Source organism: Bacillus sp. G402 (assembly GCF_051172515.1).
Taxonomy (GTDB): Bacteria; Bacillota; Bacilli; order Bacillales; family Bacillaceae; genus Bacillus; species Bacillus altitudinis.
The window spans coordinates 16,195-41,978 of sequence record NZ_JBPIZC010000002.1 but is presented as its reverse complement, the minus strand read 5'-3'; the positions used below and the strand labels follow the sequence as shown (position 1 = coordinate 41,978).

Here is a 25,784-nt window from a genome sequence, read left to right as displayed (position 1 = left end):
GAGGCCTTGTGTGCATGAATAATCCTTACAAACATATAGACTCTAACGTCTCGATAGATCAGCTTTTTGAAAAAGGAGAAGTTAAAGTCATTATACTAGATGGCCATTCCAACCAAGCATTTTTAGCTGAAGCACCTATTTACGGGAAAACGGAAATCACTACACGTGACGGCCAATTCACAAATTTGAATTACAGCAGTTCACACAAAATAAAATAGCAGGAGCTTCCTCCTGCAGGGAGGCAGTCAAAATGAAAGAAATCTGGTATTCAAAATCACCATTTGCTGAATTTTGTATCGTCAATACAGCGAGCGGATATGTTGCCTATTGGCGTTCTGATCTATTAACAGATGCTAAATGGAGCGAGTATGACACATATCAATCCTATCCAGCAGCACGTCGGAATCTTGGGAAAATCGGCTGTGCCGGAAGTATGAAAAGGGTCGAGCGGTTGCCATGGGAAAGCGTTGCATGACCTTGAAGGGAATATGTCTTACTGATGAGTTTACACCGCTAGAAAAGGGCGTAGAATACTTTCTCTTTCCTCTCGGTGCCGCTCATTATTATGTATCAAAGTTTAATCGCCCTGGCTCATACTATGGAGCGTTTGAAGCCAGGCATTTTTTAATAAAGCAAAAAGACCAACACCAGGAACAGCTGACATTGTTCTGAGGGAGGAACATATGGAGTTTAAACCATCTGAAAACATGTCATATGAAGGGCTTTGGATGGCGCTAGATGACATCAAATGGCGTATAGGGGATGCGGTGCTGTCTGGGGATCGCATCAATAGCCCTTACATCAAAGGACAGAGAAAAAAAGCTGAAACAATCAAAGATGAGCTGCTGCGCCGATTTAATGAACAGGCCAAGCAAGCAGAATGAAAAAAGAGAGGAAGATCATTATGAAACTGAGAAGCATTTTTTATTTAAACGTACAAGGCATAAGACTTTTGGGAGGATGGGATCACTATCCTAGTGAGGACGAAATGCGAAACGCATTAATTAATATGTATGGATCTTGTACTCACTTGGGAGAACGGCCAATTATTTTTGAAGTCATTAAGCAAAACACGTTTTATCAAGGCGATATACATGATTTGCAGGGTGTGGATTGATGGACATTCTCATCAGATACGTCCGTTGATATAAAAATAAAAGAGGGAATCCTCCCCCTTTAAAAGTAATACTCACGTCAATGTTGAGTACCAGCAACGCTCATATGCGCCATACCAAATACCTGAGTAAGTTTGCGCACCTTTTAGATACCAATTATAGGTGCCGTCGTTATAAATAGCCGGTATTGCATTTCTGGAAGAGTACGGACCAAATACTTCTGAAGTACAATGTTTCCATGTTTCATTAGGAGTAGCAGCTTCTGCTTGCGCAGTAAAAAAAGCAGATGAAGAAAATAGCAAAGCGAGTGATAGAACTGAACTGACGATTACTTTTTTAATTCTCATAGTTTGACTCTCCTTTTAGTTTGGGATTAAAGACTTACAAGTTTAATAATACTATATATTCAAATTTAATCCATGTAAAAATTTATTTAACTTATATGGGAGTAAATATTGGAGGTTATAAAATGAAAAAAACTACTAATCACACTAACTATTATTATTGCGGCGGTGCTTTATGCGCCGTCTGCTGCGGCAGTAACGAGCGGAAATAAAACAGTGGCCGGACACACAATCAGCGTATCAACGGATGCAAATTCATACAGTCCACGTGCTAGGTCAATCGATGTGACAGCACGCAAAACAGGAAGTGAAACGGTCTATTACCGCTTCATGCTACAAAAAGAGGTGAGCGGCAAATGGAAAGATCAGCAGTTCAGCTTGGTCGGATCATTCAAGAACGCCACACCAGCAAAGGAATTTTACACAGTCAATCATACATCCGGCACGCACCGGATTAAGATGACAATCTATAATTATAAAAATTGGACAGGCGTCAAAGGCCATATGTACACGCCGTCATTCGAGGTGAGAAAATGATGAATGTACGAATTGTTGATGACAATTTTAAAGAAATATCTACTCAACTGATTGATATTAAAAAGGTTGATAACTTGATTCGTTTAGTTGCAAAGTATGGGATCGCTGATTTAGATGGAGATAAATATAAATACGAATCAGCTATCTATCTGCCTTTGGAGAATGCGTTTGAGATCAGAGTCTTTCCAATAGAAGAATAATTAATATGACATAGATCAGTGCAAAATTTCTCTGGTCTATGTCTTTCATTGTTTATAGGAGGTCGAGAAATATGGGAGCTGAACAATTATCCTTACTGCCAGGGATCGATGAGAAACAAGTCCGGAATGCTCTTATCAAAGAGCTGAAGGTCTATAGGGCACTGAAGGTAAAGGAAGAAAATATAAAAGAACAAAAAGAGCATGAGGTGACTGGTCTTTTCCCTATTCTGAGGAATCAAGAAGCAATAAATGGGCTTAAATTGCGTCAGATTGAACGAGCTTTGAAGAACAGTCTTGATGAGCTTGAATACAATATAATCGAGAAAAAGTATCTCACGTCACGCTTGGTTAAAGATTTAGAGGTGTGCCAAGAATTAGGGTTAAAGAAGGATCGATACTATAAATTAAAAAAGCAAGCTACTTTTAATCTTTCCACAGCCCTTGGAATCATTTAGTTACTTGAAGAATAAAGGATCTAAGAAGAGAGTAGGGGTCATATAAAATTAACCCCTCTCTTTTTAGAAATCTTAACGTTCTTAATATTAGTCTTTTTAAAAGTTGATGGTGATTGACTTAGTTACAGGTGATTTATTAGAAATCACAGTTGCTGTCACTTCAACTTCTTTGCTTGAATTATCCAATAAATTTAATTCTGATGAAAATCCGCCATCTTTATCAGTAGTAGATTTATGAGGTTTTAAAATACTTTCAGATGAACTTGATAAATTTACATTAACATGTTGTAAAGGAAGTGTATTGCATGATACTTTTCCTTTAACTTGAAAACACATATCTTCCTTTTGGATAATTTCTAAAGTGATTTCAGGGCAGCTCGTTTTAACAATGAAATCTCCTTCTTTATAAACTCTTCTTCCACATCCGCAGTTTCTAGCCATATTTACTCACATGCCTTTGCCAATTCTTTAATATTAAAAGTTTTGAACACACGTATCGCATGGGCCACCTGCATTTTTAAAGACGACGTTGTCGACTAAAGCTTGACTACCTTCAGATGGATCACCAATATTTTGGAAAGTAATACAGGCAGTTGTCGCTCCTGGTGGTGCACAAACTGTTAATGAATAATTTTGAAAGACACTTTGGGGTTGGTTAGAAACCGCTATAATATGAGGGATATCCTCTGTGAATATTGGGTTAGTTGTAACCGTTCCTTCTGCAGTACCCGTATTTGTTATTAATGGTGGGCATGTTTGTGGGGGGAAGGAAACCGATGCAACTAATACACCTTGTGCTCGCACATCACCTGCAAACGTAAGAGTAAAGCAGCAGCCTTCTGAAACAGGAACAATTTGGTTGATAAAGCCAGGAGTTGCTACTGTTCCAACAGGTGGGTTAGGGTCTAAACCTAGAATACTAACTGATTGTATGGTTGGAGTAGTAGGACTTCCGACAAAACGACCACTATGAGCATCTGGGAAATCAACGACAGTAGCTGTAGCGGATGTCCATGATGCAGGTGGTGCCCCAGTAGCTGATAAATCAAATCCAGGGTTAGCTAATAGATTTGTACATGGACAGCAGGCTACTCCAGTAGGACCAGTAACGCCAGTAGCCCCCGTAGCTCCAGTAGGACCGGTAGGACCAGTAGCACCAGTAGCACCAGTAGCCCCCGTAGCTCCAGTAGGACCGGTAGCTCCAGTAGGACCGGTAGGACCAGTAGCACCAGTAGCACCAGTAGCACCAGTTTCCCCAGTAGCCCCCGTAGCTCCAGTAGGACCGGTAGGACCAGTAGCACCAGTAGCCCCCGTAGCTCCAGTAGGACCGGTAGGACCAGTAGCACCAGTTTCCCCAGTAGGACCGGTAGGACCAGTAGCACCAGTAGCACCAGTAGCACCAGTAGCACCAGTAGCACCAGTAGCTCCAGTAGGACCGGTAGCTCCAGTAGGACCAGTAGCCCCAGTAGCCCCAGTAGCCCCAGTAGGACCGGTAGCCCCAGTAGTACCGGTAGCTCCAGTAGGACCAGTAGCCCCAGTAGTACCGGTAGCCCCAGTAGGACCAGTAGCACCTGAAGGACCCGTAGCGCCAGGGGCCCCAGTAGTACCAGGCGGACCAGTAGGGCCAGTAGCACCTCGTCTACCAGGTATTCCTGCTGGTCCACGCCTTCCAGGAACACAAACTGTCTTTATGCAACAACAAACATCTACCCATTCTCCACAACGACAACATCGCCTATAGCTCATTTGAACTCACTCCTAAAAAAAATGTAATCATGACATGATATTAAAAGAGGGGAAATATGTAAGGGCTGTTGCGGAAATTAAAAATATTTTAATTTTATACGAGAAAAAAGCCGACAAAAAGGGGGACAAAAAGGGGACCTTTTTTCCTAAGTGAATCATCGTATGATAGAGACAAGCAAAACGAACGTGAATATTTTGTCCAGAAGGAAGAACCTGCGGACGCTGATCATTGAGCACTTTAAGTGCCTTGATTGGTGTCCGCTTTTTTTATTGGGAGACGCGCCTTTCCCTTATCAATGGCGTATCTGGATACGGAACAAAGGTGTTGAGGAATGTGGCCATACGAGAGGGACATTCTGAGCCTGGATAGCAGCTGGTCTGCGGCGGCCGTATCGAGGACAGTTTTTCATTTTATTTGATGATTGACTGTACTTGGCATCCTCTCGGAGTGTAGTCATCATTGCAAAATCTAATTAAGCGAATAGCGTAAGGTGGTGCTTATTCGGCAAGGAGAGTATGAGCATGAAGATCAGAGATTCTTTATCTGTAGAAACAACGAAGCAATTAAAGCGCATTGCTCCTGGTTCTAATCGAAAGAAGAAGAGCAATGCTGATCCGATAACAAAGCGAGACTGGGAAGAAATCATGGGAACGAGGCGCGAAACGTATCAAAGACAAGGCGGCCGGGTCCGAAGAAAACGATAAATTTTGGGAACAGTCGTCTTTTGGGTGTATGGCTGCAGGTGCTTTGGTGAGGGATAGGAGCGCAAAAATATAAAAAGGGAGATGATGAGCATGGCATCAGGATTTGGCGTATCTGCGAATCCAACAAAAGCAAATCACAAAATCGGAGAGGATAAGGTCGTACGAATTGCGGTGCAAAACCACAACGACTTTAGTGCTGGTCCAAACCTTATTCCTCAACGTAAGGAAGGTGGCAAGTGGGTAACACTTAAAACGAACAGCCCAAACCCACTCAACCCAGGTGAAAAACTTTATGATCAATTTGACATCAAGGAATCATTTGGGAACAAAAAAGGTACTTATCGCTTTAGGGTGGATGTAGAACGCTACGACAAAAAGGGCAATCATGTTGCAACCCTTGGGACATTCTACACTAGCGAATTTTACATCAAGTAAGCAGCTGATGCCGCCTCTAGGCGGCATCATTTGTTTGATAGGAGGAAACAACATTGAATATCAAAACAATTCCCGTACATAAAATTAATCCTGCACCATATAATCCCCGCATCGATCTGCAGCCAGGAGATCATGAATACGATTCTCTGAAAAACTCATTAAAAAAATTTGGATACATTGATCCCTTAGTATGGAATGAAAGGACAGGCCACCTTGTAGGAGGTCATCAACGTTTCAAAGTATTGATGGAGGACAATCCAAGTGAAATTCTGGTATCAGTGGTTTCTTTAAATGACCAGGATGAAAAGGCCCTAAACGTAGCATTAAACAAAATCAGTGGCCATTGGGATGAAAACAAACTTGAAAAACTTCTAACAGAACTAAAGGATAACAATCTTGATCTAGAAACTATTGGATTTACTGAAGAAGAATATGAAGATCTATTAGACAGTCTTTCTATTGAAAATGAGATCGTGATTGTTGAGGAAGATAATTTTGATGTGCAAGAGGCACTAGACAATATAAAAGAACCAGAAACAAAGTATGGGGATGTATGGCGGCTTGGCCGGCATACCCTAGTGTGTGGAGACGCGACAAAGATAGAGGATGTTGATCGATTGATGTCTGGCCATAAAGCAGATCTAGTCATAACTGATCCACCTTATAATGTAGCGGTTAAAAGTGATAGCAAAAAGTTAAATGATGATGGCCATGCATCGATTTTAAACGATTCTATGGATGATGGTCAGTTTGATTTATTTTTAAGAGAAGTGTTCCTGAATTATTCAAGAATCATGAACGAAAAGGCAGCTATATATGTTTTTCATGCTGCTTCATATCAACGTGCTTTTGAGAATGAGATGCGTCATGCAGATATTGATATAAGATCGCAGTGTATTTGGGTGAAAAACTCACCAACATTCGGATGGGCGCAATATAAATACATGCACGAACCGGTCTTCTATGCATTCAAAAAAGGCTATTCACCCAATTGGTATGGGGATAGAAAACAGGTCACTGTTTGGAGAGCTGATACCTCTGAAGAAGGAGAACCAGCGACAATTTGGGAAGTTTCCCGCGGTGATACTGCAAAATATGTTCATCCTACACAGAAGCCACTTGATCTAATTAATATCCCTTTAAGTAACAGCAGCAAAAAAGGTGATCGAGTAGTAGATTTCTTCGGAGGTAGCGGATCAACTCTTATGACATGTGAGCAAACTGATAGAGAGGCCCTTCTTTTGGAGCTCGATCCGTATTTTTGCGATGTAATTAAAAAGAGATTCGCTGAATTTACGGGAATTGAACCTGAGTTGGTTTCTTCTTTATAAAATAAAAAAAGAGGGTGCTGACAACACCCTCCCTTCAAAGACAGAAAGAACCTCCCTGCCTAAGAGCGTGATCAAGACGCGGCCGCGTTTGTGGGAAAATATCACGCTCTCACCCACTATTGTAATGGAGGTTAGGGAGAATGACAATAGAAAATGCAAACACACGTTCCCTTTCTGACGAAGAAAAGAAAGAAATGCTTATGATCCTTCAAGCTGAACAGGCTGAAGGTATAGATAAATCAAAAGAGAACTATCGTAAAATTGCACAAGCTTGCATCTCTCAATGGGTTAGAGACTTTAAAGCAGGAAGCATCAAATTGTCTACTGTGGAAGATCTGAAGAAGCTCATAGAACTCGACATCGATCTTCAGAAGAATGACGATTTTTGAAAACAAACTCAAACTTAATTCAGCGGCTCGGAGGTGGGTGATATGTAATGGCTAGACCGAGAAATCCTAAAAGAGATCAGGCATTTCAGTTATGGAAGAAAAGCAATGGAACCCGCTTACTGAAAGACATTGCTGAAGAATTAGAGTGTTCCCAAACGCTTATCCGTAAATGGAAGAACCAAGACTCATGGGATGAGAAATTGAATGGTAACGTTACTAAACCAAAAGGGAAATCCAATGGTAACGTTACTAAACGCCCTGGCGCTCCGAAAGGGAGTAAAAACGCCAGAGGTAATAAAGGAGGGAAAGCGCCACCTGGTAATCAAAATGCTAAAGGCAATAGGGGTGGCGCAGCTCCAAAAGGCAACAAGAATTCATTCAAGACCGGTGAATATGAAACGATCATGTTTGAGTACATGGATGAAAAGGAACAGAAGCTTTTTACTGAAGTTGAGACTGATCCTCTGTACCAAATTGATCTATCAATACGATTATTGAGCGTTCGTGAAACAAGAATGATGCGCTTGATCACTAAATACGAGAATGGGTTGACTGATAAGCAGCGGACAGTCTTGCAGCAAATGCGGAAAATGAAAGATGTTGTTCAGGCTCCAGATAAAAATGGCCTTATTAAAGCAGTGCCAATAACTAATGAACGTCTGGCTGTGGTCCAGATTGAGGAGACAGACTCACCGCTTCTAGAGAAGATATTGAGCATAGAAGATGCTCTGACACGTGTGACCGCACAACGTGATAAAGCCATTAGGCAGAAAGTCGACATAATGAAAACTATGTCTGAATATGAATTGAGGCTACGTGGTCTTGATCTCGCTAATAGAACACGAGAAGCAGAGCTGGAGCGGATCACCGCTCGACCTGTTGATGACTCTGTACAAATAACGATTAAGCGGAAGAATAAAGGTGATGGCTGATGGTTCAAATGATGGAGAAGGAAGTCAATCCACATTTTGAGGACTTTCTTTTTGATTGGGATCAAAAGTTTCAGTTCCTAGTGGGTGGTTACGGTTCATCTAAGAGCTATCACATTGCCTTGAAACTCATCTTAAAGTTACTGGATGAAAAGCGAACCGCTCTTGTGATTCGTGAAGTCTATGACACTCACAGGGATTCAACCTTTTCGCTGTTTGAAGAGATCGTGAATGATCTTGGACTCGATCATGTGATCCAGTGTAGAACATCACCTCTCATGCTGAAATTCCATAACGGCAGCCGGATCATCTTCAAAGGGTTGGACAAGCCAGCCAAGCTGAAGTCGATCAACAACATCTCAATCATTTGGATTGAGGAATGTTCCGAAGTTAAGTACGAGGGATTCAAGGAGCTGCTTGGTCGTTTGCGTCATCCAACATTGCAACTGCACATGATCCTATCGACGAACCCTGTCGGCCAGGATAATTGGACGTACAGACATTTCTTTAAGGATGATCAAAACAACCGCTTCATCCTGGATGATGAAAGATTATACAAAGAGCGAACGATCGCTATCAACGATACGTACTATCATCATTCTACAGCTGAAGACAACTTGTTCCTTCCGGTCAGTTATATTAAGCAGCTGGATGAACTAAAAGAATACGATCCCGACCTTTATCGCATAGCCCGAAAAGGTCATTTTGGCATTAACGGAATTCGTGTTCTTCCTCAATTCGAGGTGCAGCCACATGAAGATGTCATGCTGGCCATTTCAAATATCAATCGCCCTTTGCTTAGAGCAGGCATGGACTTTGGTTTCGTTGATTCATATAACGCTGTGGTTAGGTTGGCTGTTAATCACGAGAAGAAGTATCTATATATCTATTGGGAGTATTACCAAAAGGGCACAACCGATGATGAAACTGTACAAGAGCTCATCGAATTTGCCAAAACAAAAGAGCTGATCAAAGCGGATGCAGCTGAACCGAAAACAATCGCATACTTCAGGAAGATGGGATACAACATGGTGGCTGCTCGCAAGTTCCAGGGATCACGCTTGCAGTACACCAAGAAGATCAAGCGGTTTAAGAAAATCATTTGTTCCGACTCATGCAAAAACACGATCTATGAGCTTCAGCCGCTCACGTACAAGACAGACAAGCGCGGCAATATCATAGAAGACGAGTTTAAGATTGATCCCCATACCTTATCGGCCATCTGGTATGCGCTAGATGATTATGAGGTCACTGACCTAAAAGAGAAACCAAAAGAGCGGACACGCCCGAACAGAGAAAGGAGGTCACGCTGATGAAAACGGTCAGAGCAACAGTGATGAAAGCAAATGTATCTGAAACCACTAAGCAGATTTATGAAGATGGATTTAATTACGAGATAGATGATGTGATCGAGCCGCCATACAATATCAAAGAGCTCAAACAAATGGCCGAGTATTCTACCATTCTTCAGCAATGCATCGATGCGTATAAAACAAACATTCTAGGTTTCGGCTTAGGAATCGAGTATACTTTCGATTTCAACGCAGAGAACGCACCGAAAGAAAAGAAATCTGCAGCTGAGAAAGAATGGACCCAACTTGAAGAGTTCGCCAGATATATGAACTATGATGAGTCAGCCGAAGTGGTTCTTGGTTATGTAATAGAAGACCGAGAGAAAACAGGTAATGGATTTGTCGAAGTGCTTCGAGAAGGTACAGGGAAGCCTGCAGGTATTGAATATCTTGATGCACAATACTTACGTGTTTGTAAGCTGGGTGATCCCGTTGACGTCGAATTCCGATACACAGAAAATGGTCAAGTGAAGTCATTGCAACGGAAGAAGAGATTCAGGAAGTATGTGCAGAAGGTCAACACTAAAAAGGTTTTCTTTAAGGAGTACGGTGATCCCCGAGTCATGAATGCTGCTACGGGAGAATATAGCGAAGAAACTCCCCCTGAACTTGTAGCAAGTGAAGTCATCCACTTTAAGATTGGTAGCGGTACATATGGTGTTCCTCGTTGGATTGGTAACATCGTTAATATGTATGGAACGCGCAAAGCTGAAGAGCTGAACTATCTGTACTTTAAACAAGGGCGGCATGTGCCGGCTGCAATTACTGTAGAGAATGGAATGCTTTCTGAATCCTCATATGAACAGCTTCAGGAATACATGAACGGCATTGAGGGTTCAGACAATGCACATAAGTTTCTTTTGCTGGAAGTCGAAGGGATTCCCAAGAAGGATGAGCTATCGAACGATGAAGAGCCGGCTAATGTAAAGGTGGATATAAAATCACTGGCCGAGATTCTCCAGGAGGATGCGCTGTTCCTTGAATATGATGAGAAGACGAGAAACAAAATACGTTCATCATTCCGTCTGCCGCCAATCTACACAGGTGAATCACAGGATTATAACAAGGCCACAGCTGACACCGCTCGAAAGACTACAGAGGAACAGGTATTTCAGCCGGAGAGAATGATCATCACTGGCAAGCTCAATACACTCTTTCTTCCTGATCTCGATCTCTGGCATGTGCGACTCATATTAAATGGTCCAGACTTTCGTGATCCGCTTGAAATTGCGAAGGTTCTTACACCCTTTATTCAAGCAGGAGCGGTTTCACCTAATGACCTACGTGATCTAGCTGGCCGTATCCTTGGTAAGACACTTGAAGAATGGCCGGAGGAAGAATATCACCGACCAATTGAGGCGAAGCCAAAGGCATCAACTAGCTTGCTTGATACGGTTCTTCAGAAGTCAGCAGGTTCTCAGAATGAATTGGTATCGATCCTCAAAGACCTTAGGGATGAACTAGAGGAGATCCGCAAATGAGCAGAATCGATCAGCTGATAAAAAACATCAATGCCTTTGTGCAAAAAGCGGAATCGGATGAGGTCGAGGAACTAAAAGCGGCGGTGGCAGATTTCCCTGAACTGAAAGACATTCCCTCTTTGGTGGAAGAGTACGAGAAAACTATCGCTAGATTGTTCAGATTGCAACGCAGGACGTTTTTAAATGCTCTGAATGGTTTTATATCAAAGGACGATTCGGAGACGTTAGAATCAATTTTAGCGTATTTTCAAAATGACTTGTTTGCAGCTGATGAATTTGCGGAGCTGTTCGGAAAAGAAACGGCTGTCTTTCTAACACTCACCGTCACCCAGCTGGCCGAGAAAATCATGAATTCCATCGATGCAGATATTCCATTCAAGGTGCTTTCTGAGAAAACTGAACAGTGGATTGAATCGTGGTCGCAGGAGTTGGCGCAGCTGATGAAGCTGAATACTCATACGGCCATTGAGCAAACGCTGAAGGAAGGAATAAAAGAAGGCCGCTCTATCCAAGAAATTGAACTGGAGCTGAAGGACCTTCCTGAATTTAGCCGGAAGCGCGCACGTGTCACAGTTGTCACTGAAGTGTTGACCGCTTCTTCCGTCGCTCAACATGAATCATATGTACAATCCCCGGCAGTAACGGGGAAGAAGTGGAAGCACAGCGGCGGGAAGAAGAATCAGTCAAGAGAAAGTCATGTGCAACTCGATGGAACGATCATCCCTCTCGATGAAGAATTTGAAATACCAGGTAGCGGAGAGCGGTGCATGTTTCCGAGAGATACACAGCTCACGCCAAAAGAGCGAGTGAATTGTCATTGTGCGGTTGGTCCTGTGGTTGATCCTGTTATTCTCGGATTGTCAGCTGAGGAAAAAGAAGAGATTAGAAGAAGAGTCTTACAAAACATGGAATGAAATAGTATAATATCCTCATTACTTTGAGAATGAGGGGAAATTATGAATGTTTATGAATTAATATCTTCTATGTTTAATGGGTTTATAACTATTTTTACAGCAATGATATGGCCTATCTCGATTATTATTGTAGTGGTTATGCTGAAAACACCTATTACTGATCTTATTAAAAACATAGCAAAGATAAAATACAAAGATTTTGAACTTGAATTGATTGATAAAAAACTGAATGAGGTTACTTCTAATGCGATTCCCAATAACATTGATGTGGAAATGGTTGATTTAGAACCACTGAGAAATGATTTTAAAGCAATAAGAGAGCAAATTGCCATAAAAGGTCCTCGGTTTCCTGTGGTGTTAGCATGGAGGTATATCACAAGAAGATTAGTTGAAATATGTGATAAAAACGATATTGAATTGTCTTATCATGATGCAAGAGATTTAATTGATGTGCTCTATGAAAACAATATTGTTGATTTGAAATTGAGAGATTCATTTATTAATCTGCAAGAATTGTTCGGAATATTATCTGGTTATGACGAAATATCTGAATCACAAGCTAATAGGTTCCTAGATGCTAGCGAAATATTTACTATGCATTTAGAAATCCTCTGAAAGGAGGTGAATGAATTGCCACGCGAATTGATTAATGCAAAAATCACACACGTTTCATACGTGGACAAGGCTGCTAATCAAAAGCAGTTCTTTTTTATGAAATCAGAAAAGCAGCCAGACTTTCAAAAAGAGATCAAGGTTATCGCGAAGGCTGATGATGCACAGCGTCTTGTGTACGGTATTGTATATGAGCCTCATGTGGTAGATGCACATGGGGATTACATGACACCGGCGGAGATCGAAAAAGCCGCTCATGGGTTCCTGAAGGATGCACGTGAGATCGATAAGCAGCATGATTTCCAAGGCGGTGTTGGGGAAGTCGTTGAATCGTACATTGCTCCGTCTGACTTTGAAATGGGCGATGAGATGATCAAGAAAGGATCGTGGGTTCTTGTGACAAAGGCTTCCGATGAAATTTGGGAACAGATTCAAAAGGGCGAGATCACCGGATATTCAATGGCCGGAACAGCAGACATAGGAAAACAAGAGCGTGAGCCAGCTTCTGATGAGAAGGGGCTTTTTTCTTTGCTCAAAAACTTCTTTCTTAAAGGAGAAGTTAAGAATCGATACGACAAAGGCCGCATGCGTCGTGAGTTTTGGGCGGCACAAGATGCACTGAATTCCGTTTTGTATAAATGGGATTCTTACGACGATGAAGACTTTGAGACTGATCCTGAAAAGGTGAGGGCAGCACTTCAAGATTTTGTGGAAATCACACAAGAGATTTTGCTTACTGATGACTTGGCTGGGATCCAAAGTGATCCACCTGAAGAAGTCGCAAAAGCTGGCCGAAAGTTTTCAGCTGCTAACTTAACTGAATTGAAAAATGCAAGAGCCGCTATCGACAATCTGTTGAGTCAAGCGGAAGAGAAGGAGGAAGAAGAAGTGAACAAAGAAGATTTGCAAAAGATGTTAGATGACACAATTGCACCGGTTGTAAAACGCTTGGATGACCTTGAAAAAGGAGAAGGCGAGCAGCACCCTGATCCGCAAGAAAATCAGCCGGATGAAGCTGTTGCAAAAGAAATGGCCGCAGCTGTAGAAAAAGCTTTGGCTCCAGTTGTTGAAAGAGTCGAAGCCCTTGAAAAAGCACGTCCGCAAGGTAATGGTGTAGAGGATGCACAACAACAAGACGTACAAAAATCTGAAACGGTATGGGGCGGCTTGCTTTAAGCCGAGAAAAGGAGGAACTAGAGTGAGAAATCAAGAGGTAATTAACAAAGCGGAAGTGACCCTTGGTACATTAAAGACAGGTGGTCTCATGAATCCAACGCAAGCATCTACATTTATTCGTATGGTGCAAAACACACCAACCCTGCTGCAAGATGCACGTGTCATTCCAATGGAAAGCGATTCGCAAAAGATTGAAAAAATCGGTTTTGGCCAACGTATCTTGCGTGCAGGAGAAGAAGGCAAAGCGCTTGAGGCAAAAGACCGTGTTGCGCCAACAACAAGCACTGTTCAGCTAACTGCGAAAGAAGTCATCGCAGAAGTGAATATTACGTATGACACGCTTGAAAACAACATCGAAGGTGATAATCTACAGAACACCATCATGCAAATGCTTGCTGAGCGTGCAGCCGTTGATATTGAAGAATTGATTTTGAATGGTGATACGAAATCTAGTGATGCATATCTAGCGCAACTTGATGGTATTCGTAAACAAGCGGAATCTCATATTGTAGATGTAGCTGGTGAACCACTTACACGCCAAGTGTTTAAACAGGGATACAAAGCTGTTCCCTCTAAGTATTTGCGTATTCCACAAGAGTTCCGATTCTATACGTCCCCAGGGCAAGAGGTCGAATGGAAAGACAAAGTAGCGGAGCGTCAGACAAGTCTCGGAGATGCAGCTGTACAAGGTGGACTTTCTTCTGCATTCGGTGTGCCGGTCAAAGGTATTGCAAACATGCAGCCATATGAAATGGGAGAGGACGGCACAGATGTTTCAGACATCTTATTGACTCATCCGAAAAATATTATCCTTGGCTTCTCTCGCAATATTCGTATCGAGGTTGATAAGGATATTCGCAGACGTAAATTCATCATTGTGTTGACTGCGAAGCTCGACAGCAAATTTGAAGAAGAGGATGCTGTTGCTAAGATCATTAAGGTCAAGGAGTGATCAACATGTATACAGCGGTTTTGATCAAAGGAAAGACATACTCTGTGATGGGGCATGTCTTTCATTTAAATCAGGAGAAAGAGATTGAGAAAAAGGTATTTCAATATCTCGATGGCAATGAGTTTTTTGCTTGTAAGGAAGTAAAAGCTCCTGCTGATGATCCAAAAACGGATGAGCCGGTGAAAGAGGAAGAAGAACCGGCACAAGAAGTAAAAATTTACACTGAAACAGAACTGAAGGGCATGAACAAAACTGAACAAGAAGCCATTGTTATTGATCTTGGCGGCGATCCGACTCAGCTCAAAGATAAGAGTGAAAGAATTGCCTTCATCCTTGAGCATCAACAGCAACAAGAAAAAACAGGAGAGTAAGGCTGATGCTGATCTCTCCTGAAGAAGTTAGGGCGTATAGCGTATTCGAGAGCGTGAAAAACCGCTCGGATGAACTATTGGAAAGTGACATCATTGAGGCTGAAGCTGAGGTATTTAAGATCGTAGGTCATGATTTCACAAGTGAAAAATATCAGCCGCTTCCTGAAAAGGCAAAGATCGCATTGATTAAAATGGCGCAGTTCTTCGCGTTGATCAACGGGGATGAATCAATCATAAAGGGTTATAAATCTGAAAAGATTGGCGACTATTCATACACCTTAACAGATGGTAACGCCATATCAAAACCTGATGTGTATAACCTGTTGATAGATTTCATAGAGCCAATTGATCCACCGGAAGATCCGGCAAGTGTAAGAATGAGGTTGAGATCATTATGAGCTATCAATCATTGTTGACGGATCAATGCGATATTTTCCACCTACAGAATGAGCAGCTGTCAAAAGATCGTTTTGGTGTGCCGGTTCAGGATGCGCAGCCGGTCTTTTCATATCCTGATGAGCCTGATCAAGTTGCGCAGCCATGTTATTTTACGGAGAAAAACCAATCCATCACACAGCAGGAGCCAAACGCAACCATTCATCAATCGTACCTTGTTCATTTTCCTATTACCGCTGATGTCCGAGTAAATGACAAAGTGGTATGGGAAGGCGTGACATTGAAACTCCAAAAGCCCAGACAGATCAAAAATCACCACATTGAGGTGGTAGCGATGAGGAGTGAAAGCCTATGAGGATTGATGGTTTAGATCAGTTCATTGAGGATTTGAATGCAGCTGTTAATGGCGGCTTGCAAGCTGAATATGAAGAATGGTTGGAAGCGATGGGTTATGAGTTCCTAGACATCGTTCAAGATGAAGTTATCCGAACAAAAACGGTGGATGCTCGCCGTTTGCTCAACTCATTCCAAAAGGGAGACCAAGAAAACGTATTTTCTATGAGCAGCGGTGGTCTTACCTTGGATGTAGGGACCAACTTGGAATATGCATCTTACACAAACGATGGACACTTTACCATTGATCCTAGTAAAAATCAGGATAGACGATGGGTTCCTGGCAGATGGGTTGGTGATCGTTTTGAATATGACCCAAATGCCGAAACAGGGATGCTCCTGAAATTTCAATGGGTTGAGGGCAGCGGCTATTGGGATAATGCAATATCCATCTTTGAACAGATGTTTGAACATTCTTTGGAGCGTAAGCTGCAGCAATGGATTGATCAACAATTTGGGCGGTGATGGAATGAATCAAGAAGTCGGCTCCATCATGCATTATTGTTACAAGCAGTTTCCGGTGAAAGTATATGAGAAAGAGATTCCTGAACAGTTTCAGGTCCCATCCATGTACTTTCCAGCAGCATGGGTCAATACAAGAAACGATACTGTTTCAACGTTCCTTAAAACCTACACGCTGCATATTAAAGTGTTTCATAAAGATTCTGGACAGGCTCATGATGCAGCTGAGTCGATAGTGGATGCCTTGTCAGCTGATCGGAATATCATTCAGATGATCAGTGTAGAAGGTGAACCGCTTGATCAATATGTTCGCATTAAGAGGGCGGAAACTAGGATTGCAGATCAAGGTGTGGCAACGATTGTCCTCACATGGGATAGCGCCTATTGGTACAACCGAGATGAGCAACCAAGCCTTGACGACATAAATTTTTCAGACGGGGTGATCAAACGTGAGCAAAACTAAAAATGAATCACAGGTGAAAGAAGAAAAAGCCGCTCCGGTTCTTCCTAAAGAAGCAGCATTTTCATTTGAAGCCTTGAAAGAGCACAGCAAGGAATTGTTTGGCGTAAAGCCTGAAATCCTTGAGGGTGCTCTTTTTTATATCAAAGATCAACCAATTACAAAAACAGAAGCAAAGAAGCAGATTGATGCTTTTTTGTCTAAGGAGGTTTAAGCATGAATGGAGGTACTTTTACACCAGGTACAGAAAAGAAGCGCCCTGGTATCTACTTCAATTTCAAAACCACAGCACAGCAGCGTATCACGTTAGGTGATCGCGGCACCGTTGCACTCCCAATCACAATGAGTTGGGGAGAGCCTAAGACGTTCATCTCTATCTCAGGCATCGAGGACTTAAATAAAAAAGTCGGATTAAATATCGATGACAAGTCACTGCTTCTTTTCCGAGAAGCGAAGAAAAAAGCACAAACAGTCTTGCTTTACCGTCTGAATGAAGGTGAGCCAGCAAAGGCTCAGATCAGCGAGAATTTCAACGTTCTTGCTAATTATGGTGGACAGAAAGGGAATGAGGTCACGATCCAAGTTACTGAAAACGTATTGGATAGCTCGAAGCGTGATGTTGTGACTTACGTGGGTACAGATATTGTCGATAAACAGGTGGTCACAGATGTCAAAGATCTTGTGAAAAACAAATACGTTCAATTTTCAGGTGAAGGTGAAGTGACAATCACTGCTGGTGTAACACTAAGCGGCGGAAAAAACGGTGTGCCAAGTGTGGCAGATTACACAGCATTTCTTGAAGCAGCTGAAACAGAATACTTTGACGTGATCGCGCTACCTAATAACACTAGTGAACAGTTAAAAGCGACATTTGTGGCTTTCATCAAGCGGCTGCGTGATGATCAAGGACGTAAGGTGCAAGGTGTTTTACCGAACTATGCAGCTGATCATGAGGGAATTATCAATGTCACAAGCGGCGTTCTGCTAGAAGATGGTACAGAGATCACACCAGCCAAAGCAACTGCATGGGTTGCCGGTGCATCTGCAGGAGCCAACTTCAATCAGTCATTAACCTTTGTGGAATATGAAGGGGCTGTGGACACGTTAGAGCGTCTTGATAATGACCAAGTGGAATACCGCTTGTCACAAGGCGAATTCTTGTTCACGTTTGATGCGCGTGATCGCACAGTGAGCGTTGAGAAGGACATCAACTCTCTAACAAGCTATACAACGGAGAAAAACAAGACATTCGGGAAAAACAAAATTATCCGAGTGCTCGATGCGATCAACAACGATCTCACTCGCGAATTGAAGAATCTGATTAAATTACGCAAAGCCAACGGAAATGACATTCCGGCATCTGATGATGGGCTGCAGCTGGTGAAAACACTCATCACGCAATATCTCACGCAGCTCCAAGATGGATATGGAATCACTGGCTTTGACTCTGAAACTGATATTACGATCGCTTTAAATGAAGATCGTGACGGTTTCTTGATTGATCTAGCTGTTCAACCTGTTGATGCAGCTGAAAAATTCTATTTCAATGTAGAGGTGAAATAAGATGGCTTTTAAAGCGCAGAATACCATTTCAGGTAAGGAAGGGCGTCTTTTCCTCGATGGTGAGGAATTGGCGTTCATCAAAACGTTTGAAGCGAACGTGGAGAAAAACAAATCAGAAGTTAACGTTATGGGCCGTCGTATGACCGGTCACAAGACAACCGGTGCGAATGGTACTGGCACAGCGACTTTCTATAAAGTTACATCACGTTTTGTTCAGTTGATGTTAAATTACGTGAAGAAGGGACAAGATCCGTACTTCACTATTCAAGCTGTACTGGATGACAAATCATCTGGCCGCGGCACAGAGCGTGTCACATTGTTTGATGTGAACTTTGATTCAGCTAAAATTGCTGGATTGGATGTCGATTCAGAAGCACTTGAAGAAGAGGTCCCTTTCACGTTTGAGGACTTTGATCTTCCTGAGAAGTTGAAAGACACTTTCTGATTAAATTTGCATACAGTATAAAAAACAAATGCCTAAATCACTGTAGCGAGCTACTCTTTAATTGAGTAGCTTTTTATTACGAATAAATTAGAGTATAACTGGATAGGATAGTATAGATCGGCTGTAGATATAGAATGGTGATTGCCCTCCTTGTGTGGGGATGGAAAAGGGTCTAATTTAAGACCCTTTTCCTAAGGATGAACCAAACAATGTTTACTGCATATAATAGTAATGCATTGCTGGCATATTTTTAGAATTACCCCGTTCTTGAAACGATTCACTTTCTAATTGACCTTCTTTGAAGGTCTTTCTGTTTAAAAAACAGAGGACAAATTTGTTATAATTAAAAGAGCTTGATATACTATAAACAAAGGGTGTGTTAGTATATCACTAATACACAAAAAGAAGCCAGGATGCGCTAACATCCCGGCAATGTACAATGAGGCCCTTCAAGGGGCTGGCTTAAATCAGGTGAAGCAACAAGGATAGGCAATCCCTACGAACTTACCAGGCTCAAGGGAGGCCTATTTTTTGTTTATATACGTCAACAAAGCAAGGATAAACATCCCGAATAAAAGCATTAGGGAAATCGCTTGGAACGTTGACATAAGCATCACCCCCTTTCTTACGGGGATGAGCCAGACCACCCTTGAGTAAGCCGTTCAATTGTACGTTCTCAATTATACATGAAAAGATTGGAAAGCACATTCAAAAAATGGATGTGCTTTTTTGTATTCAAAAAAAACAAATCAAAGGGAGTTTTTAAACATGAGCGAAAAACAAACAAACAACGTATATGATCTTTCATTCTTTATGCCAGGACAAACAACAGAAGCGGAAGAAGTCAAATCCATTATCTCAAAGCGTTTCGTTGATAAAAAAGGGAATGTCATTCCTTTTGTCTTCAAAGCGATCACAACAGAGCGCATCGATGAACTTGAGAAAGAAAACACGACTTTCAAAAATGTTAAAGGTCGTGGACGTGTGAAAGACTTAGATTCTCAACGTTTTTACGCACGTATTGCGGTTGAATCAACTATTTATCCTGACTTTAAGTCAAAAGAATTGCGCGAAGCATACAACACCCAAGATCCAGTCGAAGTGGCAAAACGTGTCCTGTCTGTCGGCGGTGAATATGCGAACTGGTTAAACAAAGCTATTGAGGTCAACGGTTTTGAAGACGAGATTGAGGACCTTGAAACAGAAGCAAAAAACTAATAAAAGACGGGAACAAAGAGGCTGTGTATCTGTATTACTGCATGCATGAGCTTCATTACTCCCCGTCTGAACTCTTAGAGGTCTATGAAGCGCCGAGGCAATTCAAGGCCTTTTTGTTTGGGTTAATAGCCCATAAATTAGAAGTGCTTGAAAAGGAATCGAAGAAAGGAGGATAAGACATGGCTCGTTTAACCGCTCGGTTTGAATTACAAGACCGGATCACGCGTAAGTTGCGTTTGATCAGAGGGGACCTAGAGAGACTTGATAGATTGCGCCGCAGATCAGAGCGGCCAATCACTTTAAGGATCAGGGACAATGCAACAATCGCATTAAGACGTGTGCAGCGATTTGTTTTGCGTGACCTTGCTCGAACATATCAGCTGACACTGGATGTCAATGATCTGGCCACAAAAGCATTGAGAAAGTTCAATGGCTTTTTACAACGCAAGATGCCGCGTACTCATAGCGTGTTGATGCGCATTAAAGATCAGGCAACACCAGGGCTTGTCCGGTTACGTCGTTACATCGATCGAAAGTTTGGCAAAGTAGAACGGTTGGCCATAACGGTCTATGATCGGGCAACGGCGGGAATCAAACGTATTGCTTCATATGCAGCGCGTCAGCTTGGTCGGGGATACAGCTATACAATTAGAGCTGTTGATATAGTCCGACGTACTGTCAGCCGTATAGCGTCTTATACTCGAAACACTTTAGGGACTGAATACAGGGTGGCGATTAATGCGATCGATCGTTTCACCGCTCCAGTACGTGGGGCTGTCTCATTTGCAAATACCCATTTGGGACGGACTTACACAACCACAATTAAGGTTCTTGATCTTATCACTAAGCCTTTACGGGGGATTGTGTCAGCTGTCACCAGCACACTTGGTTTGCTTGGAGTGGGTGCCGGCGCAACAGGCGGTATTGTTGTGCCGCTCAAAATGGTGGCGGATCGACAGAACATGACCACAGCTTTTGAAACACTGCTCGGTAGCAGAGGGAAAGCAGATGCACGACTGGACGAGCTGACAGCCTTTGCTGGTCAAACGCCATTTACTCGTGACGAGATATTTGAGTCAAGTCGTGTCCTCCAAGTATTTACGGGCAATGCGCTTTCTACGACTGAAGGCATGAAGCTAGTCGGGGATGTTGCTGCAGGTGTTCAGCGGCCGTTCTCAGAAGTTGCGCTATGGATGGGGCGTTTATATGACGGCATTAAATCGGGGCGTCCTATCGGTGACGCAACCGCAGCGCTTCAGGAAATGGGGGCGATCTCTGGTGATGCCAGAGGTAAGCTCGAAAAACTTGCAAAGAGCGGCAAAGACATAAATAAAACTTGGCCAGAAGTCACGAAGGAATTTGGCAAATACAACGACATGATGATCAAAATGTCCGACAACCTTGCCAACTTATTCCTTGGTGTCAAATCATTCATCAACAACAGCATCCTTATGCCTTGGGGTAAAGGACTTGCAGCTGCGTTTCAACCTGCACTAGAAGCATTTAGAACGTGGCGCGGGGAATATTCCTTCGTGCTGACCGATCTATCAAACAAAGCTGAAAAGGCGGGTAAGAAATTTGCTAACAGCTTCCTTGATCCGACAAAGAGTGTTTTCGGATTCATTGGTGATCAATTTAAAATTCTGTTTCCTGGTGAGAAGTTAACCAAAAAGCAGACACAAGAACTCAAAGTGAAATTTAAGGACAACCCTAAGCTGAAGAAGCACTTTGAACAACTAGAAAAATACAGAAAAATGGACTTTGAAACTCGGTGGAAGCTAGTTCTTGATAATACGAAAGACGTTTTTGGCCAATGGTGGGAAAAGACAGGAAAGCCTGGTCTTTTCAAAATGGCCGAGAATGTCGGGAAGACTTACGGCGGCATCATAAACGGTGTGATCAACGGTCTACTGGGTATTGATGACAAGCAGTCTGAAGATAGCTTTACTGATGCAGGAGCCAAAGCAGGAAGGATATTCATCGAATCATTTTTAGAAGCTCTTGATCCAGCGCAATTGGGAATTCGTATCACCAAGAAGATCGGTGAGATCAACTGGAATGCCCTAACAGGAGAAGGATCAATTGCTGGTGCTTTGATTGCCAATGCATTTGCACTCGCATTCCTCGGAAAAGTGGCCACGTTATTAAAGCCGCTCAAATCCATTCTTTCTGGCGCTTTTGCTGCCTACAAATGGGGAAAAGGTTTAAGAGGAGGAATGGGAGCAGGAACAAGCGGTGGTGTAATCGGAGGAGCTGGAGGAGCAGGGCGACCGCCAAGGAACCAACGACCTCCAGAATATCGTCAGCCTTGGATCAATAGAGGGGAGCCGGTACGTCCAACAACGCCAAACCAAGGTCGAGGCGGTGGATTCTTAGGAAATCTCGGTAAAGGTGCAAAGAGTATTGGAAAACGCATTCCTATTCTCGGTACACTGATTGCGGCCACAGAACTGATCGGCATCAACAATGATAATAAAGGTGAAAAGATCGGTGGATTCACAGGAAATCTAGGTGGCGGTATTGGTGGAGCCGCAATCGGAACAATGATCGCACCTGGTATCGGAACAGCTATCGGTGGAATCTTAGGAAGCATCTTTGGCGGTGATCTTGGCAAATGGATTGGAAAGATGTTCGACAACGGAACCATCAAGAAAAAATGGGATGAGATTGTCAAATGGTCAGAGGATGCAATCAAGTGGATTAAAGATACATGGAAAGATATTTCAACTTGGTTCAATGACAACGTGGCTGAACCAATTGGTGGTTTTTTTGAAAAAGCATGGACAAAAATTAAAACCACTTGGGAGAAAGTCTCTAACTGGTTCATGGAAAAAGTGTTCATACCTATCTATAACTTTGTTGTACCAATCATCAACTTTGTTGTTGGTGTTTTCACCGTTGCTTGGAACATTATTAAAACCATATGGAGTGTTGCATCAACTTGGTTCATGGAAAAGGTATGGAAACCATATGGTCAATATGCAGTAGAAGCCATTGGTGTGGTATGGAATAAACTTGTTGATACATGGAATTGGATCAAAGAGACATGGGGAGTATTGTCTGAATGGTTTAATGAATATGTGTGGACACCATTTAAGACATATGCCATTCCAGCAATCATGTTTATCTGGAATCTATTCAAAGGTACATGGAACTGGATTAAAACAACATGGGTGATACTTGCAACTTGGTTTGATGAGTATGTATGGCAGCCGTTTAAAACTTACGCTTTGCCAGCCATTATATTCGTTTGGAATCTATTTAAAAACACGTGGAATTGGATTAAAACTACGTGGGAAAAACTCTCTATTTGGTTTGATGAAAATGTATGGCAACCATATAAAAAATATGCAGAACCAGCGATTTCCTTTGTGTGGGAGAAATTCCAAGATGCCTGGAGAATTATCAAAGGTATCTGGAAGACAGTGAGTACATGGTTTGAAAAATATGTTTTTAATCCGCTAAAAGACCATGCTGAAAGGTTAACGAGCACATGGAAAGGCTTATTTGACATTGTTGGGAATGTAGTTGGTAAAGTTAAAGAAATTAGTGGAAATGTATTTCATATCTTTGAGAAAAAAGGAGAAGAAAAAACAGGCCTGAAAAAGAAAGAGAAAACAGCAAATAACGCCACCGGTGGTTATATCACAAAGCCAACACTTTCATGGATCGGCGAGGCTGGGAAAGAGTTTGTCATCCCGACTGAAAACAACCGAGGACGAGGGAAGATGTTGCTTGCTCAGGCTGCTTCACATCTTGGAATGTCCGTAGTGCCAAACGGTTCATCACCTACCTCTCCAGCAAGCTCATCATCTCCTATGAGACCGGCAGCTGCTTCATCAGTTTCCACTTCTGCAAGTGGATCAGTATCAATTGGAGACGCAGGCAACGCATCAAAATACGGGGAACAGTTTAGCACTGATTTTGAAAAAGGGTTAAACAGCAAAGTCGTTTCGCTTGAACAGTGGAAACAAGCCAATATCAAGCAACCATTTACTCAAATTCAGACATCGACTCCGCAGTACGGAGCTCAAACTGTCACCGGCTTTGCTGCAGGTCAAAACATGACACCAACTGGCACAGGTCAATTCTTAGATCAAAATGTAAGACAACCTTTCTTATCCGCTCGCCAAGAGTCACCTACATGGGGCGGTGGACTGATTGACTCATTCAACAGCGGTATGAGGTCAAAAGGAAGCGAAGTGACACAAGCGGCCAAGGACATGGCGAAGAAAGTAGAACAGGCGTTTAGAGAAGAATTAGATATTCATTCTCCTTCACGTGTCATGATGAGTCTTGGGAAATTCGCATCAATCGGTGTCGTCAAAGGTCTTGATTCAGTTGATGTAAAGAAATTCGCAGAGAATCAAGCCGGTTCCTTAATTGCTGCATTTAGTGGAATGGGCGCATCTAATCTGAGTGTTCAACAATGGCTTATGGCAGCTCTGATGGCAACCGGTACATCTATGAGCTGGTTACCTGGTTTGATGACGATCGCGCAGCATGAGTCACGTGGAAACCCGAAAGCGATCAACCTATGGGATTCAAACGCCAAAAGAGGAACGCCATCTAAAGGATTGATGCAGACCATTGATCCGACCTTTAATTCTAATAAGGCAAGCGGCATGAACGACATCTGGAACCCGATTCATAATGCTGCAGCTGCTATCAATTACATCAAAGGCAGATATGGGAATGTGTACAATACGCCTGGATTGAGAAGTATCAGAAACGGTGGACCATATAAGGGTTATGCAAACGGGGGACTGATCACTCAGGAACAGATAGCTAGAGTCGGTGAAGGAAACAAGCGTGAATGGATTATTCCTGAAGAACGAGGCATACGTGGTCGCTACTTGTTGGCTCAAGCTGCACAGGCTTTAGGAATGGACGTATATGATCCGGCCAACACTGCATCATCTGAGCTTTCACAAGGGCAGGTGCAAACAGTAACAGCTGGCACAGCGAATGCACCTTCTGCTTCTGGTGGATCAAAACAGATCATCATTAATTTTAATGGTGAGCAGCATTATCATAATGGCCAAGATGCAGAAGGGCTTGCAGAGAAGATCAAACAGATGTTGATTGATGAGTTAGAGAATGAAATCAACACAGGAACGAAGGGAGTCGTGATCGATGGCTAAATCAAAATATCAACTTTGGATTTCGCAAGGGAAGGACAAATTACGATTCCCTGTCCTTCCTGAAAAACTTGAACTGAACAACAACGTACAAAATGAATCTATCAAAGTATCAAAATTTGGCGAGCTTACATTTTTGGATGTACCAGGGGCTCGCCAAATTTCATTTACAACGTTTTTTCCAAAGAAATATACACCGATTGCCGAATATAAAAGCATTCCTTCACCAGAGAATGCGATCGCCAAAATAGAGCGATTCATGAAATCAAAAAAGCCTGTACGCTTTATTGTCACAGGGACAAAAATAAATATGCAATGCAGCATAGAAAGCTTCAATCACAATGAAGGTACTTATGATGTTGGTGATCGAGAATTCACGCTGCAGCTTAAAGAATATAAAACTGCATCACCTAGAAAAATTAAAAGGAAAGCCAAAAAGAGCAGCAAAAAACGCAGCTCAAAAAGCGCACCTAAAGTGTACACCGTTAAAAAGGGTGATACCTTGTGGGATATTTCTGGCCGTTTCTATGGTGACAGCAAAAAATGGCGGCGTATTTGGAATGCGAATAAAGCTGCGATGATCAAACGAAGTAGACGCAATATTAGACAACCAGGGCATTGGATTTTCCCTGGTCAAAAATTAAAAATACCACAATAGGGGT

The 25,784-nt window shown here is 42.4% G+C and carries 33 protein-coding genes and 1 pseudogene; 30 read left to right on the top strand and 4 right to left on the bottom strand.

All coding sequences use genetic code 11. From position 1 onward, the window contains the following. Window positions 1-14 precede the first annotated feature (14 nt). The 4 genes from ACSBQP_RS08745 to ACSBQP_RS08730 all read left to right on the top strand — a co-directional run bounded on the left by ACSBQP_RS08745 (window position 15) and on the right by ACSBQP_RS08730 (window position 1,117). Window positions 15-218: an XtrA/YqaO family protein gene (locus ACSBQP_RS08745; RefSeq protein ID WP_099726289.1), complete on the top strand. Its 204-nt coding sequence runs from the start codon at window positions 15-17 to the stop codon at window positions 216-218. A 32-nt stretch (window positions 219-250) separates the two neighbouring features. Continuing rightward, complete coding sequence (locus ACSBQP_RS08740) at window positions 251-475, top strand: hypothetical protein (RefSeq protein WP_203143981.1); 225 nt, start codon at window positions 251-253, stop codon at window positions 473-475. Between the two features lie 208 nt (window positions 476-683). Continuing rightward, window positions 684-884 (top strand): DUF6877 family protein, encoded by a 201-nt coding sequence (locus ACSBQP_RS08735; RefSeq protein ID WP_099726287.1) that lies wholly within the window; start codon window positions 684-686, stop codon window positions 882-884. Between the two features lie 20 nt (window positions 885-904). Continuing rightward, the gene (locus tag ACSBQP_RS08730; RefSeq protein WP_317327881.1) at window positions 905-1,117 is read left to right on the top strand and encodes a hypothetical protein; all 213 of its coding nucleotides are present in this window, start codon (window positions 905-907) and stop codon (window positions 1,115-1,117) included. A 72-nt stretch (window positions 1,118-1,189) separates the two neighbouring features. Here the strand turns inward: ACSBQP_RS08730 and ACSBQP_RS08725 are convergent, their stop codons facing one another. Continuing rightward, complete coding sequence (locus tag ACSBQP_RS08725) at window positions 1,190-1,462, bottom strand: hypothetical protein (RefSeq protein WP_317327880.1); 273 nt, start codon at window positions 1,460-1,462, stop codon at window positions 1,190-1,192. Window positions 1,463-1,675: 213 nt separating this feature from the next. Here ACSBQP_RS08725 and ACSBQP_RS08720 point away from each other — a divergent pair, with 213 nt between their 5' ends. From ACSBQP_RS08720 to ACSBQP_RS08710, 3 genes are all read left to right on the top strand, one after another. Beyond that, the gene (locus ACSBQP_RS08720; protein WP_317327879.1) at window positions 1,676-1,996 is read left to right on the top strand and encodes a hypothetical protein; all 321 of its coding nucleotides are present in this window, start codon (window positions 1,676-1,678) and stop codon (window positions 1,994-1,996) included. Beyond that, the gene (locus tag ACSBQP_RS08715; protein WP_317327878.1) at window positions 1,996-2,196 is read left to right on the top strand and encodes a hypothetical protein; all 201 of its coding nucleotides are present in this window, start codon (window positions 1,996-1,998) and stop codon (window positions 2,194-2,196) included. Before ACSBQP_RS08720 ends, ACSBQP_RS08715 begins: the two co-directional genes overlap by 1 nt. A gap of 71 nt (window positions 2,197-2,267) precedes the next feature. Continuing rightward, the gene (locus tag ACSBQP_RS08710; RefSeq protein ID WP_317327877.1) at window positions 2,268-2,651 is read left to right on the top strand and encodes an ArpU family phage packaging/lysis transcriptional regulator; all 384 of its coding nucleotides are present in this window, start codon (window positions 2,268-2,270) and stop codon (window positions 2,649-2,651) included. Window positions 2,652-2,747: 96 nt separating this feature from the next. Here ACSBQP_RS08710 and ACSBQP_RS08705 read toward each other — a convergent pair whose 3' ends face one another. Both ACSBQP_RS08705 and ACSBQP_RS08700 read right to left on the bottom strand, forming a co-directional pair. Continuing rightward, window positions 2,748-3,092 (bottom strand): hypothetical protein, encoded by a 345-nt coding sequence (locus tag ACSBQP_RS08705; RefSeq protein WP_317327875.1) that lies wholly within the window; start codon window positions 3,090-3,092, stop codon window positions 2,748-2,750. A 33-nt stretch (window positions 3,093-3,125) separates the two neighbouring features. After that, a pseudogene (locus ACSBQP_RS08700) lies at window positions 3,126-3,905 on the bottom strand (collagen-like protein); the annotation flags it as partial. Between the two features lie 1,014 nt (window positions 3,906-4,919). On the opposite strand from ACSBQP_RS08700, the gene ACSBQP_RS08695 reads away from it, so the two are divergent. The 19 genes from ACSBQP_RS08695 to ACSBQP_RS08605 all read left to right on the top strand — a co-directional run bounded on the left by ACSBQP_RS08695 (window position 4,920) and on the right by ACSBQP_RS08605 (window position 18,763). Then, window positions 4,920-5,102: a hypothetical protein gene (locus ACSBQP_RS08695; RefSeq protein WP_008362098.1), complete on the top strand. Its 183-nt coding sequence runs from the start codon at window positions 4,920-4,922 to the stop codon at window positions 5,100-5,102. A 90-nt stretch (window positions 5,103-5,192) separates the two neighbouring features. Further along, a complete protein-coding gene (locus ACSBQP_RS08690) occupies window positions 5,193-5,537 on the top strand; it encodes a structural protein (protein WP_435028337.1) in 345 nt (114 codons plus the stop codon). A 53-nt stretch (window positions 5,538-5,590) separates the two neighbouring features. Further along, window positions 5,591-6,868, top strand: a complete 1,278-nt coding sequence (locus tag ACSBQP_RS08685; RefSeq protein ID WP_435028336.1) for a site-specific DNA-methyltransferase — start codon at window positions 5,591-5,593, stop codon at window positions 6,866-6,868. A gap of 140 nt (window positions 6,869-7,008) precedes the next feature. Next, complete coding sequence (locus ACSBQP_RS08680; RefSeq protein ID WP_435028335.1) at window positions 7,009-7,257, top strand: hypothetical protein; 249 nt, start codon at window positions 7,009-7,011, stop codon at window positions 7,255-7,257. A 47-nt stretch (window positions 7,258-7,304) separates the two neighbouring features. Next, a complete protein-coding gene (gene terS / locus ACSBQP_RS08675) occupies window positions 7,305-8,189 on the top strand; it encodes a phage terminase small subunit (protein WP_317327870.1) in 885 nt (294 codons plus the stop codon). Between the two features lie 11 nt (window positions 8,190-8,200). Continuing rightward, complete coding sequence (locus tag ACSBQP_RS08670) at window positions 8,201-9,499, top strand: PBSX family phage terminase large subunit (RefSeq protein WP_435028496.1); 1,299 nt, start codon at window positions 8,201-8,203, stop codon at window positions 9,497-9,499. After that, window positions 9,499-11,019: a phage portal protein gene (locus tag ACSBQP_RS08665; RefSeq protein ID WP_435028334.1), complete on the top strand. Its 1,521-nt coding sequence runs from the start codon at window positions 9,499-9,501 to the stop codon at window positions 11,017-11,019. Before ACSBQP_RS08670 ends, ACSBQP_RS08665 begins: the two co-directional genes overlap by 1 nt. Then, on the top strand, window positions 11,016-11,933 hold the full coding sequence (locus ACSBQP_RS08660; RefSeq protein WP_435028333.1) for a phage minor head protein: 918 nt from the start codon (window positions 11,016-11,018) through the stop codon (window positions 11,931-11,933). The genes ACSBQP_RS08665 and ACSBQP_RS08660 overlap by 4 nt, the downstream gene beginning before the upstream one ends. 42 nt (window positions 11,934-11,975) lie before the next feature. Next, window positions 11,976-12,548, top strand: coding sequence for a hypothetical protein (locus ACSBQP_RS08655; protein WP_426551450.1), 573 nt, complete (start codon window positions 11,976-11,978; stop codon window positions 12,546-12,548). A gap of 15 nt (window positions 12,549-12,563) precedes the next feature. Next, window positions 12,564-13,721 (top strand): XkdF-like putative serine protease domain-containing protein, encoded by a 1,158-nt coding sequence (locus ACSBQP_RS08650; RefSeq protein ID WP_435028332.1) that lies wholly within the window; start codon window positions 12,564-12,566, stop codon window positions 13,719-13,721. 22 nt (window positions 13,722-13,743) lie between these two features. Next, window positions 13,744-14,673: a phage major capsid protein gene (locus ACSBQP_RS08645; protein WP_242730412.1), complete on the top strand. Its 930-nt coding sequence runs from the start codon at window positions 13,744-13,746 to the stop codon at window positions 14,671-14,673. Between the two features lie 5 nt (window positions 14,674-14,678). Further along, the gene (locus ACSBQP_RS08640) at window positions 14,679-15,044 is read left to right on the top strand and encodes a YqbF domain-containing protein (protein ID WP_435028331.1); all 366 of its coding nucleotides are present in this window, start codon (window positions 14,679-14,681) and stop codon (window positions 15,042-15,044) included. Window positions 15,045-15,049: 5 nt separating this feature from the next. Further along, window positions 15,050-15,442: a protein YqbG gene (gene yqbG / locus ACSBQP_RS08635; RefSeq protein WP_435028330.1), complete on the top strand. Its 393-nt coding sequence runs from the start codon at window positions 15,050-15,052 to the stop codon at window positions 15,440-15,442. Next, a complete protein-coding gene (locus ACSBQP_RS08630) occupies window positions 15,439-15,795 on the top strand; it encodes a DUF3599 family protein (protein WP_435028329.1) in 357 nt (118 codons plus the stop codon). Before yqbG ends, ACSBQP_RS08630 begins: the two co-directional genes overlap by 4 nt. Next, a complete protein-coding gene (locus tag ACSBQP_RS08625; RefSeq protein ID WP_247544313.1) occupies window positions 15,792-16,298 on the top strand; it encodes an HK97 gp10 family phage protein in 507 nt (168 codons plus the stop codon). Before ACSBQP_RS08630 ends, ACSBQP_RS08625 begins: the two co-directional genes overlap by 4 nt. Window positions 16,299-16,302: 4 nt before the next feature. Then, window positions 16,303-16,758, top strand: coding sequence for a phage tail terminator family protein (locus ACSBQP_RS08620; protein ID WP_435028328.1), 456 nt, complete (start codon window positions 16,303-16,305; stop codon window positions 16,756-16,758). After that, on the top strand, window positions 16,745-16,969 hold the full coding sequence (locus tag ACSBQP_RS08615) for a hypothetical protein (protein ID WP_065098989.1): 225 nt from the start codon (window positions 16,745-16,747) through the stop codon (window positions 16,967-16,969). Before ACSBQP_RS08620 ends, ACSBQP_RS08615 begins: the two co-directional genes overlap by 14 nt. 2 nt (window positions 16,970-16,971) lie before the next feature. Then, a complete protein-coding gene (locus ACSBQP_RS08610; protein WP_435028327.1) occupies window positions 16,972-18,318 on the top strand; it encodes a phage tail sheath family protein in 1,347 nt (448 codons plus the stop codon). 1 nt (window position 18,319) lies between these two features. Next, window positions 18,320-18,763, top strand: a complete 444-nt coding sequence (locus tag ACSBQP_RS08605; protein WP_025092909.1) for a phage tail tube protein — start codon at window positions 18,320-18,322, stop codon at window positions 18,761-18,763. A 524-nt stretch (window positions 18,764-19,287) separates the two neighbouring features. On the opposite strand, the gene ACSBQP_RS08600 is transcribed toward ACSBQP_RS08605, so the two are convergent. Continuing rightward, complete coding sequence (locus tag ACSBQP_RS08600) at window positions 19,288-19,344, bottom strand: putative holin-like toxin (RefSeq protein ID WP_229200408.1); 57 nt, start codon at window positions 19,342-19,344, stop codon at window positions 19,288-19,290. A gap of 187 nt (window positions 19,345-19,531) precedes the next feature. Here ACSBQP_RS08600 and ACSBQP_RS08595 point away from each other — a divergent pair, with 187 nt between their 5' ends. The 4 genes from ACSBQP_RS08595 to ACSBQP_RS08580 are packed head-to-tail and all read left to right on the top strand — an operon-like array spanning window position 19,532 to window position 25,780. Further along, window positions 19,532-19,981, top strand: coding sequence for a phage tail assembly chaperone (locus ACSBQP_RS08595; RefSeq protein WP_034739821.1), 450 nt, complete (start codon window positions 19,532-19,534; stop codon window positions 19,979-19,981). Window positions 19,982-20,010: 29 nt separating this feature from the next. Then, window positions 20,011-20,157, top strand: a complete 147-nt coding sequence (locus ACSBQP_RS08590; protein WP_106156954.1) for a hypothetical protein — start codon at window positions 20,011-20,013, stop codon at window positions 20,155-20,157. A 3-nt stretch (window positions 20,158-20,160) separates the two neighbouring features. After that, window positions 20,161-25,125, top strand: coding sequence for a transglycosylase SLT domain-containing protein (locus ACSBQP_RS08585; RefSeq protein ID WP_435028326.1), 4,965 nt, complete (start codon window positions 20,161-20,163; stop codon window positions 25,123-25,125). Further along, on the top strand, window positions 25,118-25,780 hold the full coding sequence (locus ACSBQP_RS08580; RefSeq protein WP_435028325.1) for a LysM peptidoglycan-binding domain-containing protein: 663 nt from the start codon (window positions 25,118-25,120) through the stop codon (window positions 25,778-25,780). Before ACSBQP_RS08585 ends, ACSBQP_RS08580 begins: the two co-directional genes overlap by 8 nt. The last annotated feature ends 4 nt before the right edge of the window (window positions 25,781-25,784 follow it).

Bases quoted from the DNA above. Each gene is read 5' to 3' on its own strand.
- terS (WP_317327870.1), top strand. From the start codon at position 7,305: ATGGCTAGACCGAGAAATCCTAAAAGAGATCAGGCATTTCAGTTATGG.
- ACSBQP_RS08580 (WP_435028325.1), top strand. From the start codon at position 25,118: ATGGCTAAATCAAAATATCAACTTTGGATTTCGCAAGGGAAGGACAAA.
- ACSBQP_RS08730 (WP_317327881.1), top strand. From the start codon at position 905: ATGAAACTGAGAAGCATTTTTTATTTAAACGTACAAGGCATAAGACTT.
- ACSBQP_RS08660 (WP_435028333.1), top strand. From the start codon at position 11,016: ATGAGCAGAATCGATCAGCTGATAAAAAACATCAATGCCTTTGTGCAA.
- ACSBQP_RS08735 (WP_099726287.1), top strand. From the start codon at position 684: ATGGAGTTTAAACCATCTGAAAACATGTCATATGAAGGGCTTTGGATG.
- ACSBQP_RS08695 (WP_008362098.1), top strand. From the start codon at position 4,920: ATGAAGATCAGAGATTCTTTATCTGTAGAAACAACGAAGCAATTAAAG.
- ACSBQP_RS08610 (WP_435028327.1), top strand. From the start codon at position 16,972: ATGAATGGAGGTACTTTTACACCAGGTACAGAAAAGAAGCGCCCTGGT.
- ACSBQP_RS08595 (WP_034739821.1), top strand. From the start codon at position 19,532: ATGAGCGAAAAACAAACAAACAACGTATATGATCTTTCATTCTTTATG.
- ACSBQP_RS08630 (WP_435028329.1), top strand. From the start codon at position 15,439: ATGAGCTATCAATCATTGTTGACGGATCAATGCGATATTTTCCACCTA.
- yqbG (WP_435028330.1), top strand. From the start codon at position 15,050: ATGCTGATCTCTCCTGAAGAAGTTAGGGCGTATAGCGTATTCGAGAGC.
- ACSBQP_RS08625 (WP_247544313.1), top strand. From the start codon at position 15,792: ATGAGGATTGATGGTTTAGATCAGTTCATTGAGGATTTGAATGCAGCT.
- ACSBQP_RS08665 (WP_435028334.1), top strand. From the start codon at position 9,499: ATGAAAACGGTCAGAGCAACAGTGATGAAAGCAAATGTATCTGAAACC.
- ACSBQP_RS08605 (WP_025092909.1), top strand. From the start codon at position 18,320: ATGGCTTTTAAAGCGCAGAATACCATTTCAGGTAAGGAAGGGCGTCTT.
- ACSBQP_RS08585 (WP_435028326.1), top strand. From the start codon at position 20,161: ATGGCTCGTTTAACCGCTCGGTTTGAATTACAAGACCGGATCACGCGT.
- ACSBQP_RS08740 (WP_203143981.1), top strand. From the start codon at position 251: ATGAAAGAAATCTGGTATTCAAAATCACCATTTGCTGAATTTTGTATC.
- ACSBQP_RS08710 (WP_317327877.1), top strand. From the start codon at position 2,268: ATGGGAGCTGAACAATTATCCTTACTGCCAGGGATCGATGAGAAACAA.
- ACSBQP_RS08670 (WP_435028496.1), top strand. From the start codon at position 8,201: ATGGAGAAGGAAGTCAATCCACATTTTGAGGACTTTCTTTTTGATTGG.
- ACSBQP_RS08640 (WP_435028331.1), top strand. From the start codon at position 14,679: ATGTATACAGCGGTTTTGATCAAAGGAAAGACATACTCTGTGATGGGG.
- ACSBQP_RS08705 (WP_317327875.1), bottom strand. From the start codon at position 3,092: ATGGCTAGAAACTGCGGATGTGGAAGAAGAGTTTATAAAGAAGGAGAT.
- ACSBQP_RS08620 (WP_435028328.1), top strand. From the start codon at position 16,303: ATGAATCAAGAAGTCGGCTCCATCATGCATTATTGTTACAAGCAGTTT.
- ACSBQP_RS08725 (WP_317327880.1), bottom strand. From the start codon at position 1,462: ATGAGAATTAAAAAAGTAATCGTCAGTTCAGTTCTATCACTCGCTTTG.
- ACSBQP_RS08690 (WP_435028337.1), top strand. From the start codon at position 5,193: ATGGCATCAGGATTTGGCGTATCTGCGAATCCAACAAAAGCAAATCAC.
- ACSBQP_RS08680 (WP_435028335.1), top strand. From the start codon at position 7,009: ATGACAATAGAAAATGCAAACACACGTTCCCTTTCTGACGAAGAAAAG.
- ACSBQP_RS08655 (WP_426551450.1), top strand. From the start codon at position 11,976: ATGAATGTTTATGAATTAATATCTTCTATGTTTAATGGGTTTATAACT.
- ACSBQP_RS08715 (WP_317327878.1), top strand. From the start codon at position 1,996: ATGAATGTACGAATTGTTGATGACAATTTTAAAGAAATATCTACTCAA.
- ACSBQP_RS08745 (WP_099726289.1), top strand. From the start codon at position 15: ATGAATAATCCTTACAAACATATAGACTCTAACGTCTCGATAGATCAG.